This window comes from Aeromonas hydrophila subsp. hydrophila ATCC 7966 (assembly GCF_000014805.1).
Taxonomy (GTDB): domain Bacteria; phylum Pseudomonadota; class Gammaproteobacteria; order Enterobacterales; family Aeromonadaceae; genus Aeromonas; species Aeromonas hydrophila.
In genome coordinates this window covers 307387-325783 of sequence record NC_008570.1, presented here as the reverse complement: position 1 = coordinate 325783, position 18397 = coordinate 307387, and the positions used below count along the sequence as shown (strand labels likewise).

The following is an 18397-nucleotide window of genomic DNA, read 5'->3' as shown; positions in this document are numbered from 1 at the left end:
CATCGGCATGCTACCCAAGCCTTGCCAAGAGAGTTATCATGAATACCCTAGTCGTACACTCAGGTTTATGAGGATAGTGATGATCAGCATTTCCGACACCGCCCAGGCCCATTTCCGTAAACTGCTGGAAAAACAGCCTGATGGCACCAATATCCGGGTGTTTGTGGTCAATCCGGGAACCCAGAATGCCGAGTGCGGCGTATCATATTGCCCACCCGACGCGGTCGATCCGGAAGATCAACACCTGCCCTTCAGCGGCTTCGACTGCCTGGTCGATCCCCTGAGCGCCCCCTTCCTGGTGGATGCCACCATCGATTTCGTCACCGATCAGATGGGCTCCCAGCTCACCCTGAAAGCCCCGAACGCCAAGATGCGCAAAGTGGCCGACGACGCCCCGCTGATCGACCGTATCGAGTACGTGTTGATGTCCGAGGTGAACCCCATGCTGGCCGGTCACGGCGGCAAGGTCACCCTGGTCGAGCTGACCGAGGACAAGCTGGCCATTCTGCAGTTCGGCGGCGGTTGCAACGGTTGCTCCATGGTCGACTACACCCTGAAAGAGGGGATCGAGAAGCAGCTGCTGGAGAAATTCCCCGGCGAGCTCAACGGTGTCAAGGATGCCACCGAGCACCAGCGCGGCGATCACTCCTACTACTGATTTGCTGCCCTTGTCGCAAAGACATGCGGCAAAGAAAAGGCCCCGCCAGCTGGCGGGGCCTTTTGCATTCTGCGGCGAGCGGATCACTCGTCCTTCTTGTCTCGCGACAGCAAAGCGATGGCCGCCTCTTTCGGATTCTTGCCTTCGTACAGCACCTTGAAGATCTGCTCGCAGATGGGCATCTCGACACCGCAGCGGGCCGCCAGCAGATGCACCTCCTTGGTGTTGCGATAGCCTTCCACCACCTGACCGATCTCGGCCATGGCGGTGTTCACATCCTTGCCGGCCCCGAGGGCCAGACCGAAGCGACGGTTGCGCGACTGGTTGTCGGTACAGGTCAGCACCAGATCCCCGAGCCCCGCCATCCCCATGAAGGTCTTGGCGTCGGCCCCGAGCGCGGCGCCCAGGCGCTGCATCTCTACCAAGCCCCGAGTGATGAGCGCGGTCCTGGCGTTGGCGCCAAAACCCAGCCCGTCGGAGAGACCGGCACCGATGGCGATGACGTTCTTGACCGCCCCGCCCAGTTGCAAACCGATGAAGTCCGGATTGGTATAGACCCGGAACGAACGGCCACAGTGCAGCAGCAAGGAGAGATCGTCGGCAAAGTCGTCGTGGGTCGACGCCACCGAGATGGCGGTCGGCAGACCGGCGGCCAGCTCCTTGGCGAAGGTAGGGCCCGAGATGACCGCCAGCGGCATCTCGTCACCCAGCACCTCGCGCGCCACGTCTTGCAGCAGACGGCCGCTGTCCGGCTCCAGCCCCTTGGTGGCCCAAGCGATACGGGTATCCGGGCGCAGGAAGGGTTTGACCTGGGCCAGCACCTGGCCGAACACATGGCTCGGCACCACCAGCAGCAGCACGGGGGCGGCTTGTACCGCCTGTTGCAGATCGGCGGTCAGCTGCAGATCGGCAGGAAAAGGGACATCCGGCAGAAAAGCCTTGTTGCAGCGGTCTTGTTCCAGCTCGGCGACATGGGCAGGGTCGTGACCCCACAGCAGGGTCGGATGACCGTTGCGCGCCAGAGAAATGGCAAGGGCGGAGCCATAAGACCCCGCCCCCAAGACCGAGATAGCGATCTGGTCGGCCATTATCAGGCTTCCGCAGTCGCCTGCTGGGCCTGTGCCTGCGCCATGTGCTGGGCAAACAGGGCATCGAAGTTGACCGGTGCCAGGTTCAGCTGCGGGAAGGAACCCTTGCTCACCAGGTTGGACACCGCTTCGCGAGCATACGGGAACAGGATGTTCGGGCAGAAGGCAGCCAGGCAGTGAGCCAGTTGCGGCTCAGGCAGGTTGCCGATGGTGAAGATACCGGCTTGCTGAACTTCACACAGGAAGGCCGTTTCGGTTTCCAGCTTGCAGGTCACGGTCAGGGTCAGTACCACTTCATAGACGCTGTCGGCCAGGATGTTGGTCTTGGTGTCCATGTCCAGCTTGACGTCCGGCTGCCACTCTTTCTGGAAGATGTGCGGGGTATTCGGCGCTTCGAAGGAGACGTCCTTGGTGTAGACGCGCTGGATGTGGAATTCCGGTTGTACTTCCTGGTTGTTGATCTCTTCAGCCATTTTGTTTGATTCCTTTTTATGAAAATAGGTGGGCGCAGGCCCTTAAATCAGCGTTTTTTGGTCACCGGCAGATTCTCTGCACGCCACTGGGCCATGCCACCGCTGAGCACATACACCTGCTTGAAGCCGGCTTTGCTCAATTGGCGACCCGCGCCACCAGCGGTCATCCCCGACTCGCACACCACTATGATGGGGGCATCTTTATGCTTTTCAACCGGGCCCAGATTATTGCTCTGGATCTGGCTGAGCGGCAGGTGCTGGGCACCGGCCAGATGACCCTTGGCAAACTCTTCCTGACTGCGAATATCCACTACGGTGGCGTTTTCACGGTTGATCAGCAGGGTTGCGGTGTGGTTGTTCACCGACTTCACCGGAGAAAAACGAGCACGCACCGTGGTGTAAACCAGGGTGCCTGCCAGGCCGAACCAGGCTGCGGTCAGCAGCGGGTTGCGGGCCGCAAAATCCAAATACTCTTGCATCTTCTACTATCCAGGGACCAAGACAAGTGCCCGAGTATACATGGGGACCCAGCCAAGATCAGCCATCTTGGCGGCAAAGCGGGAGCGGGCTCCCACCAGACGGGGACGAGGGAAAGCGGCGGCATAAAAAGTGGCATTCGGCCCGCTAGGGCGAGGATTCGTCGAGTGGTGCGACAAGCCGGCGACAAAGAAGAAACAGCTCGGCAACAGCGTGCGGCCCCCGCCGGACGGGGCTTGGCTATCAGGTGACTATTTCGGCAGATGTAGTAATATTACGCTAGTTTCACTTCCCGCAATTCATTCCTATCCGAGAGGACATAGCCTTATGTCAACAGCTAAGAAACCTTTGGTTCTGGTCATCATGGACGGTTGGGGCTACAGCACCAAGCAAGAGCACAACGCCGTCGCTGCCGCCAAGACTCCCAACCTCGACCGTCTCGCCCGTGACTATACCAGCACCCTGATCTCCGGCTCCGGCCTGGACGTGGGTCTGCCGGATGGTCAGATGGGGAACTCCGAAGTGGGCCACGTCAACATCGGCGCCGGTCGCATCGTCTATCAGGAACTGACCCGCATCTCCAAAGACATCCAGGACGGCGACTTCTTCCAGAACGTCGAGCTGGCCAAGGCGGTCGATGCTGCCGTGACCAAGGGCAAGGCCGTGCACATCATGGGCCTGATGTCCCCGGGTGGCGTGCACAGCCACGAAGAGCACATCATGGGTATGATCGAAATGGCCGCCAAGCGTGGCGCCGAGCAGATCTACTTCCACGCCTTCCTGGATGGCCGTGACGTGCCGCCGCGCTCCGCCCAGTCCTCCATCGAGCAGTTCGATGCCCTGTTCGCCCGCCTGGGCAAGGGTCGCTTCGCCTCCATGATCGGCCGTTACTACGCCATGGACCGCGACAACCGCTGGGATCGCGTGCAGCAAGCCTATGACCTGATGACCCAGGGCAAGGGCGAGTTCACCGCCGACAGCGCCAGCGAAGCCCTGGCCGCCGCCTACGCTCGCGACGAGAACGACGAATTCGTCAAAGCCACCCGCATCGGTGCCGCCGCCCCCATGCAAGATGGCGATGCGCTGATCTTCATGAACTTCCGTGCCGACCGTGCCCGCGAGATCACCCGCGCCTTCGTCGACAGCGACTTCACCGGCTTCGCCCGCACCGCTACTCCAGCGCTGAACTTCGTGATGCTGACCGAATACGCGGCCGATATCAAAACCGCCTGTGCCTACCCGCCGACCGCGCTGGTCAACACCCTGGGTGAATGGCTGGCCAAGCAGGGCAAGACCCAGCTGCGCATCTCCGAAACCGAGAAGTACGCCCACGTCACCTTCTTCTTCAACGGCGGCGAAGAGGCCTGCTTCACTGGCGAAGATCGCGAGATCGTCGCCAGCCCGAAAGTGGCCACCTATGACCTGCAGCCGGAAATGAGCTCCGAAGAGCTGACCGACAAGCTGGTCGGCGCCATCAAGAGCGGCAAGTACGACGTCATCATCTGCAACTACCCGAACGGCGACATGGTCGGCCACACCGGCGTGTTCGACGCCGCGGTCAAAGCCTGTGAAGCGGTCGACCACTGCATCGGTCGCGTCACCGACGCGCTGGCCGAAGTGGGTGGCGAGTGCCTGATCACCGCCGACCACGGCAACGCCGAGAAGATGATGGACGAAGAGACCGGTCAGGCCCACACCGCCCACACCAATCTGCCGGTTCCGCTCATCTATTTCGGTCGCAAGGCCGAGGTGGCTGAAGGCGGCAAATTGTCCGATCTGGCCCCCACCATGCTGACCCTGATGGGTCTGCCGGTACCGCCGGAAATGACTGGCAAGCCCCTGATGATTCTGAAATAATCCTTCCCCATGCGGGGATGCGAAGTTATTTCAACCAAAACCAGTCGCGTCGGCCTGTTGGCCGGCGCGCTGTTTTTTTGTCTGTCGTTCGGGCCGGCCACGGCTTGGGCTGCCAACCAGCAGCTCGGTGCCATGCAGTCCCAGATCAAGGAACAGCAGCAGACCATCAAGCTCAGCAGGCAGGAGCTTGCCAAGCTCAATACCCAGCTCAAGGCTGATGAGCAGGCCATCTCGGCCGCCGCCGCCAAGCTCGAGCAGACCAAGCAGCAGCTCAGAGAGAACCAGCAGAAGCTGGTGGGGCTGCAACAGGACAAGCTGGATCTGGAACAGCAGGCCAGCCATCAGAAGCAGTTGCTGGCCAAGCAGGCGGAGAGCGCCTTCACCGCCGGCAACCACGATTACCTCAAACTGCTGCTCAATCAGCAGGATCCGGCCAAACTGAGCCGCTCCCTCGACTACTACGACTACCTCAACAAGGCCCGCATCGAAGCCATCGAGGCGCTGCGTGCCACCCGCACCAAGCTGGCCAAAAACCAGCAGGCCACCAAAGAGACCGAAAGCCGGCTGCAAAGCCTGCTGAGCGAACAGCAGCAACATCATCAGAGCCTGCTGGCCAGCCAGCAGAGCCGCGCCAAGGTGCGCAACCAGCTGCAGCAATCGGTTCAGGATGACGAACAGAAGCTGAGCAAACTGGTCAAGGCGGAAAAAACCTTGAAGGCCCGGCTGGAAGAGCTGCGCCGCCAGCGAGAAGAGCAGGAACGGCGCGAACGGGCCGAGCGGGAACGCCTCGCCAAGCTGAAGGCGGAGCAGGAGCGGCAGCGCAAGCTGGCAGAGCAGCGCCGTGCCGAGCAACAGCAGCCGACCGAGGAAGTGGCCAGCAGCAAACCCGAGCGGGGTTCGGGGATCAGCAGCGCCGGCTATTACAGCGGGCTCAAGACCAACGGCAGCCTGCGCTGGCCGGTGCAGGGCCCTATCCTGATCGCCTACGGCTCGCCGCGCACCGCCGAGTTGAAGTGGAAAGGCACCCTGATCGGCGCCAGTGAAGGTACCCAGGTCAAGGCGGTGGCACCGGGCCAGGTGGTCTATGCCGACTGGCTCGACGGCTTCGGCATGCTGCTGGTGATCGATCACGGCCGCGGCTACATGAGCCTCTACGGTCACAATCAGTCGCTGCTGCGCCAGGTGGGACAGAACGTGGAACAGGGTGAACCGGTGGCGCTGGTCGGCGACAGCGGCGGCCAGGACAGGCCCGGCCTCTACTTCGAGATCCGTTATCAGGGCGAGGCGATCAACCCCACCAAATGGCTGGCCAAGCGCTGATCACCGCCACCCGGCCGCCAACCTGCCATCCAGAAAAGCCTGCATCATGCAGGCTTTTTTGATCGCCGCCAGCAGCGGGCATGACGGCAGATGACGAAAACTTACCTCTTTTCCTGCCAGCTCAGGGGAAGACGATCAGCCCGATCTGCTCCAGCAAGGCCTGCTGCTGATCTTCGTTGATCTGCACCCCGTCCAGATTGACCCGCCGCAGATCCAGCCCCGGCAGATCGCACTGGCGCAGGTCACAACCCTGCAGGTTGACGCTGGCCCAGTCTATTTGGCCAAACTCGGATCCGCTGAGATCGGAGCCCGCCAGCGAGGCACCGAACAGGTTGGCCCCCTGCCAGCGATTGCCGCTCAATTCGCATTGCTCCAGCAGGCACCCTTCGAAATTGGCGTAACTGAAGTTGTTGCCGGTCAGATGGGCCTCGCAGAAGTAGCTCTTGACGGTGATCTGGTTGGCAAAGCTGGCCCGGGAGAAGTTGATCCCCAGCGCCTGACAGTCGCGCAGCTCCAGCCCCAGACATTGACTGCGACTGCAATCGGCCATGGTGAGATCGCAGCGCAGGAAGCTCGCCTCGCGCAGGTCGCAACCCTGCAGCAAACAGCTCTGCTCGCTCTCCCGATCATAGAAGCTGCAGTCGACGAAGCGGCATTCGGCCAGATCGAGCCAGGAGAAGTTGCAGCCGATGAAACGGCAACCCTGGAACTGCTCCCCCTCCAGGTCTTGCTGCTCGAAGCGCACGCCCTCGAAGCACTTGTCCTTGATCATCCCGCGACTCCCCCTGTTGATGGCGTCATATGCTGACTTTGTTAAACAAAAACGGTAATGTTACGTGTAACATTTCTGCCGGATCCCGAGATGAACGACACCCGCAAGCGCCGCCCCACCCTGCAGGACATAGCCGACCTGACCGGGGTCACCAAGATGACCGTCAGCCGCTACCTGCGCGACCCACAGGCCGTGGCCGAGGGCACCCGCGAGCGGATCGCCGCCGCGGTGGAGGAGCTCGGCTACATTCCCAACCGGGCGCCGGACATTCTCTCCAACGCCACCAGCAAGGCGATCGGCATCCTGATCCCCTCCCTCTCCAACCAGGTCTTCTCCGCCGTGGTGCACGGCATCGAATCGGTGACCCGGCCCGCCGGCTACCAGACCCTGCTGGCCCACTACGGCTACAGTCCGGAGCGGGAAGAGGAGCAGGTCGCCTCCCTGCTCTCCTATCACGTGGATGGGCTGATCCTCTCCGACAGCCAGCACACCGAGCGTACCCGCAAGATGATCGCCACCGCCGGCATTCCTGTGGTGGAGACCATGGATCTGCCGCAGAGTCCCATCGACATGGTGGTCGGCATGGATCACCGGGCAGCCGCCCGGGCCATGGTAACAGAGATGCTGCACCGGGGCCGACGCAAGCTGGTCTATCTCGGCGCACGGCTCGACGTGCGCACCCAGCTGCGGATGGAAGGCTACTACCAGGCGATGCAGGATTTCGGCCTGAGCGGCCAGCACCTGCTGACCGAGCAATCCTCCAGCTTCACCCTCGGCGGCCAGCTGCTGGAGCAGGCGCTGGTGCGCTATCCCGACCTGGACGGCCTATTCTGCACCAACGATGACCTGGCGGTGGGCGCCCTGCTGCAGTGTCAGGCCAAGTGGATACCCGTGCCCCAGCAGATCGCCATCGCCGGCAGCAACGCCCTCGACATCGGCCACGCCATGACCCCCAAGCTGGCCAGTATCGTCACGCCGCGCAAGGAGATCGGCCGTGCGGCCGCCACCATGCTGCTGGCCCGCCTCAACGGCCAGCCGCTGGCCGACACCCGGCTCGACATGGGCTTCTCCCTGTACGAGGGGGACAGTCTGGGCTGAGGGCCAGATCCCCGCCATACAACCAGAACAGAGCAGGCCACCCGAGGGTGGCCTGCTTGCTTGGCAAACGGAAGGTCCGGCTCACGCCGGCGTCAAATCAGGATGCGACCAGGGCGACGGCTTCGCGGGAGAGTCGGGTCACCTCTTCCCAGTTACCGTTCTTGACGGCCTCGGCTGGCAGCATCCAGGAGCCGCCGACGGTGGCGACGCACTTGAGCGCCAGGTAGTCGGCCACGTTTTTCGGACCGATACCGCCGGTGGGGCAGAACTTCACCTGGGGCAGCGGCGCGGCGATGGCAGCCAGCGCCTTGGTGCCGCCGTTCGCTTCGGCCGGGAAGAATTTGAGGTGGTCGTAGCCCGCTTCCAGCGCCTGCATCACCTCGGACGGGGTGGCCACGCCCGGGATCAGCGGCGCCGTGCTGTTGGCTGCGTGGGCCAGCAGGGCCGGGGTCATCCCCGGGGAGATGACGAAGCGGGCACCGGCGGCCACGGCCGCGTCAAACTGCGCGCAGTTGAGCACAGTACCGGCACCGACCATGGCATCCGGCATCGCCTTGGCGATGAGGGCGATGGCCTCCAGCGCCACCGGGGTGCGCAGGGTGATCTCGAACACCGAGATGCCGCCGTCCAGCAGCGCCTTGGCCATCGGCAGGGCCTGCTCCAGCTCGTTGATGACCATCACGGGTACCAGCGGGGAGGCGGCAAACACCTCAGCCGGAGTCACTTTCCAGTTCTGCATAGATCTTCCTTAGTCAGCTCTTAATCAAAGATGGTGGCGCCACACTCGGCGCTCGATACCGCGCGACGCATCACGCTGAACAGTTCACGGCCCCACCCCTCTTGTTCCAGAGTGAGGTCGATCTCGGCCTGGGTACGGCCACTCAAATCGGTCAGACAGTCGAGGCTGCCATTTACCGCATCCACCCGCAGCAGGTCGCCATCGGCAAGCAGGCCGATGGCCCCGCCGTGCAGCGCTTCCGGGGTGACGTGGATGGCGGCCGGGATCTTGCCGGAGGCACCGGAGAGACGGCCATCGGTGACCAGCGCCACCTTGTAACCCGCCTTCTGCAGGTTACCGAGCACCGGCATCAGCTTGTGCAGCTCCGGCATGCCGTTGGCGGCCGGGCCATTGTGACGCACCACGATGACAGCGTCCTGATTGAGATCGCCCGCCTTGTAGGCCGCCTCCACCGCATGCTGGGAGGAGAAGACCCGCGCCGGGGCTTCAATCACCCGATACTCGGGAGCCACGGCAGAGACCTTGACCACGGCGCGGCCCAGATTGCCTGCCAGCAACTTGGTGCCGCCGGTAGCCTGAAATACGCTGCCGGAGGGGGACAATACGCTCGCATCGCCGCTCTCACCCACCGGCTGCCACACCAGCTGGCCATCCACCAGTGCCGGGCGGCTGAGGTAATCCTGCATCTCGCCAAACACCGGGGTGGCGTCCAGGTGGATCAACCCTTCTTCGGCCAGCCGGCGCATCAGACCGGGCACGCCGCCCGCCTGTTCGAAGGCGTTGACGTCGGCCGGGCCGTTCGGGTACATGCGCACCAACAGCGGCACCACATCGGAGAGATCGCTGATGTCGTCCCAGGTCAGGTGCAGACCGGCGGCGCGGGCCAGCGCCACCATGTGGATGCTGTGGTTGGTGCTGCCGCCGGAGGCGAGCAGGGCCACCAGACCGTTGACCAGCGAGCGCTCGTCGATCACCGCACTCAGGGGGCGATAGGCCGGGGAACCCGGGATCATGGCGCTGATGCGGCGGGCCGCCTCCTCGGTGAGGGCGCGGCGCAGCTCGCTGTGCGGGTGCACGAAGGCGGAGCCCGGCAGCATCAGACCCATGGCCTCGAATACCAGCTGGTTGGTGTTGGCGGTGCCGTAGAAGGTGCAGGTGCCCGCCGCGTGGTAGGCGCCGCACTCCATCTGCAGCAGGGCGTCACGGCCCACTTCGCCGGCGGCGTACTGCTGGCGCACCTTCACCTTCTCGTCGTTGCTGATACCGCTCGCCATCGGGCCGGCCGGCACGAAGGCGGTGGGCAGGTGGGCGTGGGAGAGCGCCCCCATGATCTGGCCCGGCGCTATCTTGTCGCAGATGCCGAGCAGCAGGGTGGCATCGAAGGTGTTGTGGGAGAGCGACAGCGCGGTCGCCTGGGCGATCAGATCGCGGGAGAACAGGGACATGTCCATCCCCGGCTGCCCCTGGGTCACGCCGTCGCACATGGCAGGCACGCCGCCGGCCACCTGGGCGCTGTGGCCCAGCTCGGCCAGCGCGGCCTTGATGATGTCCGGATAGCCCTGATAGGGCTGATGGGCGCTCAGCATGTCGTTGTAGGCGGTGACGATGCCGACGTTGGCACGGGTCATGTCGAGGATGCGCCCCTTCTCGTCACAGCTGGAGGCGGCCACGGCGTGGGCCAGGTTGCCGCAGGCCAGTGCGGCGCGGGTCTTGCCCTGATCGGCCTGACGCTGGATGCGGGCCAGAAAAGCCTGGCGACGGGCGGCACTGCGCTCGCGAATGCGGGCGGTGACGCTGGAAATGACCTGATGGATCATTGGGCTTGCTCCAATGCTGTGACGGCGCGATCAACCACCTGTTCGAAGGTGCCGTCGATATCGATATGGAATACACCGGCTTCGCCGTCCGGGCGCTCCAGGGTATCGAACTGACTTTGTACCATGCTTTCGCGCATGAAGTGGCCCTTGCGGGCCCGCATCCGTTCGAGGATCAGCGGCTGGCTGCCGTCGAGGAAGAGGAAGCTGACCGACTCGTTGCCTTCACGGATCTGGTCGCGATACTGCTTCTTGAGGGCCGAGCAGACGATGACGCCCACCTCGTTTTTCTGCTCCAGGCTGTAGGCCGCGTCGCGGATCCGCTCCAGCCAGGGGGCGCGATCCTCGTCGTTGAGCGGGTTGCCGCCGGCCATCTTCTGGATGTTGGCCCTGGGGTGCAGATCATCACCGTCGATGAACTTGGCGCCCAGCACGCTGGCCACCTTGAGGCCCACGCTGGACTTGCCGCTACCACATACACCCATCACGATAATGCTCTTACCCGCCATTGTTTGACCTCTATCTCATTTTTCAAAAAACGTGCTGCCGATGGGTTCTAACTTAGCACGTTACCGGTAACATGTTACCGGTAACAACAAGAATTGTGAAGTCTGCCACAGACTGAGCGCACTCATAGTCACCTGGGCAATCGAGTTTGAGCCCTGGCCATAAATCTAAATAAATCATAAAGATATGGTCTGCCGACGGATCGGCAGGGTGTCGACACTGAACTTGGAACAAGGAATGCACAACAATGTCTGACCTCTCCCTGATCATGACGGCCGCCGGCTCCATCGTGCTGCTGCTCTTTCTGGTGATGAAGGCCCGCCTGCACGCGGTCGTCTCCCTCATCCTGGTCTCCATGGTGGCGGGGCTCGCCGCCGGCATGAACCCGGCCGACATCGCCGCCACCATCCAGAAAGGGATGGGCGGCACCCTCGGTTTCGTCGCCGTGGTGGTGGCACTGGGCGCCATGTTCGGCAAGGTGATGGAAGTCACCGGCGCCCTCGACCGGGTGGCTCATACCCTGCTCGGTACCTTCGGCGTCAAGCGCGCCAACTGGGCCATGTCACTGACCGGCTTCATCTGCGCTCTGCCGCTGTTCTTCGACGTGGCCGTGGTGCTGCTGATCGGGGTGGCCTTTGCCATCGTCCGTCGCGGCGGCGGCAGCGTGGTGAAGATAGGCATCGCCCTGCTGGCGGGTATCGCCACCTGCCAGGCCTTCCTGATCCCGGCGCCGGGCCCCATTCTGGTGGCGTCCCAGCTGGGCGCCGACTTCGGCTACATGATCCTGTTCGGCCTGATCGCCGCCGTTCCTGCCCTGATCCTGGCCGGCCCGCTGTTTGGCGAGCTGATCAGCAAGGTGGTGGACGTGCCGCTGCCGGCCGACGCCCAGAGCAGCGCCCACGACGACGGCCAGAACCTGCCCTCCTTCGGGCTGGCCATGGGCCTCATCGGTCTGCCGCTGCTGCTGATCGGTCTCAAGACCATCGTTGGGCGCTTCGTCGAGGCCGGCACACCCCTGCACGGCTGGCTGGAGTTCATCGGCCACCCCTTCACCGCCATCATGGTCGCCTGCCTGGCCGCCTTCTACCTGCTGGGGATCCGTCGCGGCATGTCCCGTGACGAGGTGATGAATGTCTGCAACAGCGCCATCCAGCCAGCCGGCGTCATCATCCTGGTGACCGGTGCCGGTGGCGTGTTCAAGCAGATCCTGGTGGATTCCGGCGTGGGTGCCGCCCTTGGCAACATGCTGGCGGACTCCGGCCTGCCCATCGTCGCGCTGGCCTTCATCCTGGCAGCCGCGGTGCGGGTCATTCAGGGTTCCGCCACCGTCGCCATGCTGACCGCCTGCGGTCTGGTGCTGCCGATGCTGGAGCCGCTCGGCCTGAACGGCGCCCAGCTGGCGGCGGTCACCATCGCCATCGGCGGCGGGGCCATCGTGCTCTCCCACGTCAATGACTCCGGCTTCTGGCTGGCCAACCGCTACCTCGGCCTCACCGAGAAGCAGACCCTGCAGACCTGGACCGTGATGGAGACCATCATAGGCACCACCGGTGGCGTGATGGCGATGATCATCTACAGCTTCCTCTGATCGCAACCGTCCGGAAAAAGGCCTCCAATGTGAGGCCTTTTTCATCTTTATGACGATTCTTTCTTTGGCTAACAGGGCGAGATTGCTAGAATCGCCTATCCATCGCTCCGAGTGGAACGCTTAACGCAGTGATTTCAGGTTTCTCTATGCATTCATCGGCACATTATCGACAGCTGCTGGCGCGCCTGCCCCAGATCGCCGTCGCCGCAGACCAGTTTGAAGTGCTCAACAGCGCCAAGGACTTCAAGAGCCGGATCCTTTCGCTCATCGCCAGCGCGCGTCAGCGCATCTATCTGGTGGCGCTCTATCTGCAGGATGACGAGGCGGGTCGCGAGATCCTCTCCGCCCTCTACGCCGCCAAGCAGCGCAACCCGGCCCTCGACGTCAAGGTGTTCGTCGACTTCCACCGTGCCCAGCGCGGCCTGATCGGCAAGGGCAAGCAAGGCGGCAACCACCTGATGTATCAGGAGATGGCTGCCCGCCACGAGCACCAGATCGCCATCTACGGCGTGCCGGTGAAGGGGCGTGAACTGCTCGGGGTACTGCACCTCAAGGGCTTCATCTTCGATGACACCCTGCTCTACTCCGGTGCCAGCCTCAACGACATCTACCTGCACCAGCAGGATCGCTACCGTTTCGACCGCTATCACCAGATCACCAGCCCGGAGCTGACCCGCAGCATGGTCAACTACGTGGATGACCTGTTCCTGCGCAGCGAGGCGGTGCAGCGACTGGATCGCACCGACATCCCCAGCGCCAAGCAGCTGAAGGGGCCGATCCGCCGCTTCAAGCACAACCTGCGCCTCGGCCAGTACCGCTTCGACACCATGCCGGTCAACAGCCAGGAGGTGGCCATCACCCCGATGAGCGGCCTGGGCAAGCGCGGCAACCAGCTCAACAAGATGATCCGTACCCTGGTGCGGGCCACCGAGCGGGAGATCTTCATCTGCACCCCCTACTTCAACCCGCCAAAAGAGTTGAACAAGGATATCGAGGCCCTGCTCAAGCGCGGCTGCAAGGTGACCATCGTGGTGGGCGACAAGACCGCCAACGACTTCTTCATTCCGCCGGAGGAGAAATTCTCCACCATCGGTGGTCTGCCCTATCTGTACGAGACCAACCTGCGCAAGTTCGCCGAGCGCAACCAGCATCACATCGATGCCGGCCGTCTCAACCTGATGCTCTGGTGCTGCGAGCGCAACTCCTACCACCTCAAGGGGATTTTCGTGGATGACGAGTGGGCCCTGCTCACCGGCAACAACCTCAATCCCCGCGCCTGGGCGCTGGATCTGGAGAACGGCCTGCTGGTCTACGATCGCCGTCACCTGCTGCGGCCCCAGTTCAACGCCGAGCGCGAGAACATCCTGGCCAACACCAAGCGCATCAGCCACTTCGATCAGATCGAGCAGATCCAGGACTACCCGGATCAGGTACGCAAGCTGCTGGCCCGGATCCACAGGGTCAAGGCCCACATCCTGCTCAAGCGCATCATCTGACCGGCGCGCATCGCGCTCTCAGGGATCATGACAAAGGCCTGCCGCACATCGGCAGGCCTTTGTCATTGTGGGCTCAGCTCCCCACCAGCCGACCCCCAACCGCACGACGCGGCTTGCGTCGAGACAGCAATAAACCCTATCATCTGGACATATTTACAGTGTTTTCGGGCATCTAATTGATGAAATTGGATAAAATCTCCCTCGACAGCCTCAAGGGCGTCGGCAGCAAGATGCAGGAAAAGCTCGAGCGGCTGGGGCTGGCCACGGTGCAGGATCTGCTGTTCCACCTCCCCCTGCGCTACGAGGACCGCACCCAGGTGTGGCCCATCGGCGATCTGCCACCCGGCCTGCACGGCGCCGTCGAGGGGGAGATCCAGGACACTCAGCTGGTGATGGGGCGTCGCCGCATGCTGGTCTGCCGCATCAGCGACGGCACCGGCACCCTCACCCTGCGCTTCTTCAACTTCACCGCCGCCCAGAAGAACAGCCTGAGCCCGGGCCGGCTGATGCGCTGCTTCGGCGAGGTGCGCCCCGGCAAGTACGGGCTGGAGATGGCCCACCCCGAGTACAAGCTGCTCGGCGAGGAGCAGGCCGGCCAGACCGAAGAGGCGCTCACCCCCGTCTACCCGACCACCGAGGGGCTGCGCCAGCTCACCCTGCGCAGCCTCACCGATCAGGCGCTGGCCCAGCTCGACCTCTACGGCGTGGAGGAGCTGCTGCCCGCCGGCCTCTATCCCCAGCAGATCGATCTGGCCGCGGCCCTGAAGCTGCTGCACCGTCCGCCCCCCTCTGTCGCGCTGGCCCTGCTCGAGAGCGGCCAGCACCCGGCCCAGCAGCGGCTGGTGCTGGAGGAGCTGCTGGCCCACAACCTCTCGGTCTTGAAGGTGCGGGCCCAGGCACAAACCCAGCTGGCGCGCGCCCTCAAGCCGGCACCTGCTCTGGTAGAACAACTGCTCGGCGCCCTGCCGTTCACCCCCACCGGCGCCCAGAACCGGGTGGTGGCGGAGATCGGCCGGGATCTGCAACAGAGCCACCCCATGATGCGGCTGGTGCAGGGGGACGTGGGCTCAGGCAAGACGCTGGTCGCGGCGCTGGCCGCCCTGCAGGCCATCGGCAACGGCTGTCAGGTGGGGCTGATGGCGCCGACCGAGCTGCTGGCCGAGCAGCACGCCATCAACTTCGCCAAGTGGCTGGAACCGCTCGGCATCGGAGTCGGCTGGCTGGCGGGCAAGCAGAAGGGCAAGGCACGAGAAGAAGCGCTGGCCGCCATCGCCGATGGCAGCGTCAAGATGGTGGTGGGCACCCACGCCATCTTCCAGGAGCAGGTAGTGTTCCAGCGCCTCGCTCTGGTCATCATCGACGAACAGCACAGATTCGGCGTGCATCAGCGGCTCGCCCTGCGGGAAAAAGGGGAGCGGGAGGGGGTACATCCCCATCAGCTGATCATGACCGCCACCCCCATCCCCCGCACCCTGGCGATGACCGCCTATGCCGACCTCGATACCTCCATCATCGACGAGCTGCCACCGGGCCGAACCCCCATCACCACGGTGGCGCTGCCCGACAGCCGCCGCCAGGACGTGATCGAACGGGTCAGGCTGGCCTGCGAGGAGGGCAAGCAGGCCTACTGGGTCTGCACCCTGATCGAGGAGTCGGAGGTGCTGGAGTGCCAGGCCGCCGAGGACACCGCCGCCGAACTGCAAAACCTGCTGCCCGGCCTGCACATCGGGCTGGTACACGGCCGGATGCGACCGGTCGAGAAACAGCGGGTGATGGAGGAGTTCAAGGCGGGCATGCTGCAACTGCTGGTCGCCACCACCGTCATCGAGGTGGGGGTGGACGTGCCCAACGCCAGCCTGATGATCATCGAAAACCCGGAGCGACTGGGGCTGGCGCAACTGCACCAGCTGCGCGGCCGGGTCGGGCGCGGCTCGGTGGCCTCCCACTGCGTGCTGCTCTATCATGCCCCCTTGTCCAAGACGGCCCAGAGCCGGCTCGGGGTGTTGCGGGAGACCAACGACGGCTTCCTCATCGCCCAGCGGGATCTGGAGCTGCGCGGCCCGGGCGAACTGCTCGGCACCCGCCAGACCGGTCTGGCTGACCTCAAGATCGCCGATCTGGTACGGGATCAGCCGCTCATCCCGCAGGTGCAGAAGATGGCGCGCTTCTTGATGGACCGCCACCCGAGCCATGTCGAGCCCTTGATACGGCGTTGGCTCGGCCTGCGGGATCACTATTCCAATGCTTGACCAAGGCAGAGGCAGAAGATGGTCACCTTGCCTGATGGACCGCCACCCTAGCCATGTCGAACCCTTGATACGGCGCTGGCTCGGTCTGCGGGATCACTATTCCAATGCCTGACCAAACAACAGAAACAGGAGGAAAGCACTGATGAATTCCTGGCTGCGCGGCCTGCTCTACACCCTTGCCTTCCTGTTGCTCTTTGTCTGGGTCGGGCTAGGCCTGTTCGACGCCGAGCGGGCCAAAGGGCCCATCGCCAGCTGGCTCAGCCAGCAGACCGGCGTGCCCGTCACCATAGGCCGACTGGTATTCAACCCGCTTCACCCCTACACCCTGCTGGCAGAGCAGGTGAGTTACGGCAACGCCGTGACCCTCGACAAGATCTATCTCGAGATAGAGAGCATCGACTGGCTGAGCCGCGATGTGCGCATCGCCCATCTCGATCTCATCCGCCCGGCCATCAAGCTGCCGCTGCCCAACCAGCTGCCGAGCCTGCCGGTGCACTCCCTCACCATCGCCGACAGCACCATCGACCGGCTCAGCCTGGAGAGCGACGGGCTGACCCTGCGCGGCCTCAACGCCACCCTGAGCGACTGGCAGTTGCTCAATCCGGTGCGCCCGCCCCAGGCCAACCTGACCCTCAACATCAATGAGCTGGCGACCCCGGCCTGGGCCCTCTCCCGCCTCAATCTGGCTGGCCGGTTGGAAGGGCAGGTGCTGAGTACCGACAAGCTGACCGCCAACCTGTTCGACGGTCTGCTCGAAACCGGCATGGTGCTCGACTGGCCCGCCCGCAGCCTGCGGCTGAACAACCTCAAGACCCAGGGCATGCGCATCGAGTGGGGCACCCTTGCCAAAGCCGAATCCCCCCTGCGCCAGGTCAGCCTGGATCTCGGCCAGATCCGGGATCTCAGCTTCAACGACATCGAGCGAGAGCTGGCCCTCAACAACCTCAACGGCCAGCTGACCGCCTTCAACTGGCAGGCCGGCAGCACGCCCAGCGGCTACTTCTCGGGGACCCTCGGCGATCTCGGCCGTGGCCTGTTCCAGCTGGAGGCCATCCAGGGCAAGGTCGCCTTCTCGACCCAGCAGCTGGATGCCGAGTTGCAGGGCAAGGCCTATGAAGGGGAGTTCAACCTGGAGCTATCTCTCGATCCCCTGCAGCAGAAGCTGACCCTCAAGGACATGGCGCTGAGCGGCATGGACATCAGCCTGCCGGAAGGGTGGTGGCAGGATTGGCAGCGCTGGCGCCCGCAGCAGATCGACATCCGCAAGCTGGCCTTCGACAAGCTCAAGGTGCTCTCCTTCGACGATACCCTGCCCTTGTCGCTGACCGGCTGGCAGTTCTATCTCACCGATCTCAGCCTGCGCGGCAATCAGCCGGGGCCGCTGCTGGGCCGGGCCCGCCTCGAGAGCGCCTGGTTCGAACTGGTGTGGGACGGCCTCAGCGCCCGCAACGGCGAGCTGGATGGCGAGCTGACGGCCGGCTCCTGGCAGCTCAACAAGCTCACCAGCTCGCTGCCGGATGAGGGCAGCCTCAGCCTGAGCGGCCAGTGGGGACGCGAGCCGGGCCAGTCCAGCCGGTTGCAGCTCAAGGGCGAGAAACTGGATCTGGTGCAGTGGGGCAAGATCCTCCACTCCCCCGTCTCCTTCGCCGGCAAGATGGATCTGAGCGCCGATCTGCAGGCGCTGCACGGCGGCACCCCGGGCGCCTGGCGCAGCTCCCTGCAGGGGAACATTGCGCTCGATGCCACCGAGCCGTTCTGGGACAAGGTGAAGATAGATCCGCTGCTCGATCAGTGGTTCAAGCAGGCGGCGGCACCGACCCTCAGCCCGGCCGAGCTCTGGCAGGCGATGCAGGAGGGTGACACTCCCTTCTATCGCATCAAGCTGCAGGGCAAGGTGGCGCAGGGCCAGCTGAAGATCGAGCAGGCCGGCGCCTCCACCATCACCCACCTGCTGGGGGTGCAGGGCAGCGTCGATCTGGTCAATGAGCAGTGGCAGCTGGATCTGGGCGTCCTCAACGGCCAGCACTGCACCGAGCTGCTCGGCCAGTGGCGCGGGAAGCTCGCCGAGCCGACCCTCAGCTGGAGCTTCCAGCAAAAACCGGACGGCTGTGGCTGGGAAACCGGTGTACGCTACCCGCCCCAGGGCAACAGCAGCCCGCTCTGGCGACCGGCGCCGAAGGCCCCGGCCGCACAGGCGGTCAACGGCTAACCGACAGAAAGCAACAAGGCCTCGTGATGAGGCCTTGTTGCTTGATGGGAAC

General features: G+C 63.9%; 15 protein-coding genes. 8 read left to right on the top strand and 7 right to left on the bottom strand.

Going from position 1 to position 18397, the window contains the following annotated elements; all coding sequences use genetic code 11:
• The first annotated feature begins 79 nt into the window (after nucleotides 1-79).
• Nucleotides 80-658, top strand: coding sequence for a Fe-S biogenesis protein NfuA (gene nfuA, locus AHA_RS01470; protein WP_011704302.1), 579 nt, complete (start codon nucleotides 80-82; stop codon nucleotides 656-658).
• 83 nt (nucleotides 659-741) lie between these two features.
• Here nfuA and gpsA read toward each other — a convergent pair whose 3' ends face one another.
• The 3 genes from gpsA to AHA_RS01455 are packed head-to-tail and all read right to left on the bottom strand — an operon-like array spanning nucleotide 742 to nucleotide 2698.
• Nucleotides 742-1746 carry an NAD(P)H-dependent glycerol-3-phosphate dehydrogenase gene (gene gpsA / locus AHA_RS01465; protein WP_011704301.1) on the bottom strand — a complete coding sequence of 335 codons (1005 nt, stop codon included), beginning with the start codon at nucleotides 1744-1746 and terminating at the stop codon, nucleotides 742-744.
• Nucleotides 1747-1748: 2 nt separating this feature from the next.
• On the bottom strand, nucleotides 1749-2219 hold the full coding sequence (gene secB / locus AHA_RS01460; protein WP_011704300.1) for a protein-export chaperone SecB: 471 nt from the start codon (nucleotides 2217-2219) through the stop codon (nucleotides 1749-1751).
• Between the two features lie 47 nt (nucleotides 2220-2266).
• Nucleotides 2267-2698 (bottom strand): rhodanese-like domain-containing protein, encoded by a 432-nt coding sequence (locus tag AHA_RS01455; RefSeq protein WP_005307875.1) that lies wholly within the window; start codon nucleotides 2696-2698, stop codon nucleotides 2267-2269.
• 325 nt (nucleotides 2699-3023) lie between these two features.
• On the opposite strand from AHA_RS01455, the gene gpmM reads away from it, so the two are divergent.
• Together gpmM and envC are read left to right on the top strand one after the other, a co-directional pair.
• Nucleotides 3024-4553 carry a 2,3-bisphosphoglycerate-independent phosphoglycerate mutase gene (gpmM, locus tag AHA_RS01450; RefSeq protein WP_016349104.1) on the top strand — a complete coding sequence of 510 codons (1530 nt, stop codon included), beginning with the start codon at nucleotides 3024-3026 and terminating at the stop codon, nucleotides 4551-4553.
• Nucleotides 4554-4562: 9 nt separating this feature from the next.
• The gene (envC, locus tag AHA_RS01445) at nucleotides 4563-5873 is read left to right on the top strand and encodes a murein hydrolase activator EnvC (RefSeq protein WP_011704298.1); all 1311 of its coding nucleotides are present in this window, start codon (nucleotides 4563-4565) and stop codon (nucleotides 5871-5873) included.
• A gap of 121 nt (nucleotides 5874-5994) precedes the next feature.
• Here the strand turns inward: envC and AHA_RS01440 are convergent, their stop codons facing one another.
• Nucleotides 5995-6645 (bottom strand): Qnr family pentapeptide repeat protein, encoded by a 651-nt coding sequence (locus AHA_RS01440; RefSeq protein ID WP_011704297.1) that lies wholly within the window; start codon nucleotides 6643-6645, stop codon nucleotides 5995-5997.
• 90 nt (nucleotides 6646-6735) lie between these two features.
• Here AHA_RS01440 and AHA_RS01435 point away from each other — a divergent pair, with 90 nt between their 5' ends.
• Nucleotides 6736-7743, top strand: a complete 1008-nt coding sequence (locus AHA_RS01435; RefSeq protein ID WP_011704296.1) for a substrate-binding domain-containing protein — start codon at nucleotides 6736-6738, stop codon at nucleotides 7741-7743.
• A gap of 97 nt (nucleotides 7744-7840) precedes the next feature.
• Here the strand turns inward: AHA_RS01435 and AHA_RS01430 are convergent, their stop codons facing one another.
• The 3 genes from AHA_RS01430 to AHA_RS01420 are packed head-to-tail and all read right to left on the bottom strand — an operon-like array spanning nucleotide 7841 to nucleotide 10805.
• Entirely contained in the window at nucleotides 7841-8482 is a 642-nt protein-coding gene (locus AHA_RS01430) for a bifunctional 4-hydroxy-2-oxoglutarate aldolase/2-dehydro-3-deoxy-phosphogluconate aldolase (protein WP_011704295.1), read from the bottom strand.
• A 20-nt stretch (nucleotides 8483-8502) separates the two neighbouring features.
• A complete protein-coding gene (edd, locus tag AHA_RS01425) occupies nucleotides 8503-10299 on the bottom strand; it encodes a phosphogluconate dehydratase (protein WP_011704294.1) in 1797 nt (598 codons plus the stop codon).
• Nucleotides 10296-10805, bottom strand: a complete 510-nt coding sequence (locus tag AHA_RS01420) for a gluconokinase (protein ID WP_005307862.1) — start codon at nucleotides 10803-10805, stop codon at nucleotides 10296-10298. Before AHA_RS01420 ends, edd begins: the two co-directional genes overlap by 4 nt.
• A 245-nt stretch (nucleotides 10806-11050) precedes the next feature.
• Here AHA_RS01420 and gntU point away from each other — a divergent pair, with 245 nt between their 5' ends.
• The 4 genes from gntU to AHA_RS01400 all read left to right on the top strand — a co-directional run bounded on the left by gntU (nucleotide 11051) and on the right by AHA_RS01400 (nucleotide 18345).
• Complete coding sequence (gntU, locus tag AHA_RS01415) at nucleotides 11051-12391, top strand: gluconate transporter (RefSeq protein WP_011704293.1); 1341 nt, start codon at nucleotides 11051-11053, stop codon at nucleotides 12389-12391.
• A gap of 146 nt (nucleotides 12392-12537) precedes the next feature.
• On the top strand, nucleotides 12538-13887 hold the full coding sequence (pssA, locus tag AHA_RS01410) for a CDP-diacylglycerol--serine O-phosphatidyltransferase (protein WP_016349097.1): 1350 nt from the start codon (nucleotides 12538-12540) through the stop codon (nucleotides 13885-13887).
• 179 nt (nucleotides 13888-14066) lie between these two features.
• A complete protein-coding gene (gene recG, locus AHA_RS01405; RefSeq protein ID WP_164927511.1) occupies nucleotides 14067-16136 on the top strand; it encodes an ATP-dependent DNA helicase RecG in 2070 nt (689 codons plus the stop codon).
• Nucleotides 16137-16278: 142 nt separating this feature from the next.
• Nucleotides 16279-18345 carry an AsmA family protein gene (locus AHA_RS01400; protein ID WP_011704290.1) on the top strand — a complete coding sequence of 689 codons (2067 nt, stop codon included), beginning with the start codon at nucleotides 16279-16281 and terminating at the stop codon, nucleotides 18343-18345.
• Nucleotides 18346-18397: the final 52 nt, after the last annotated feature.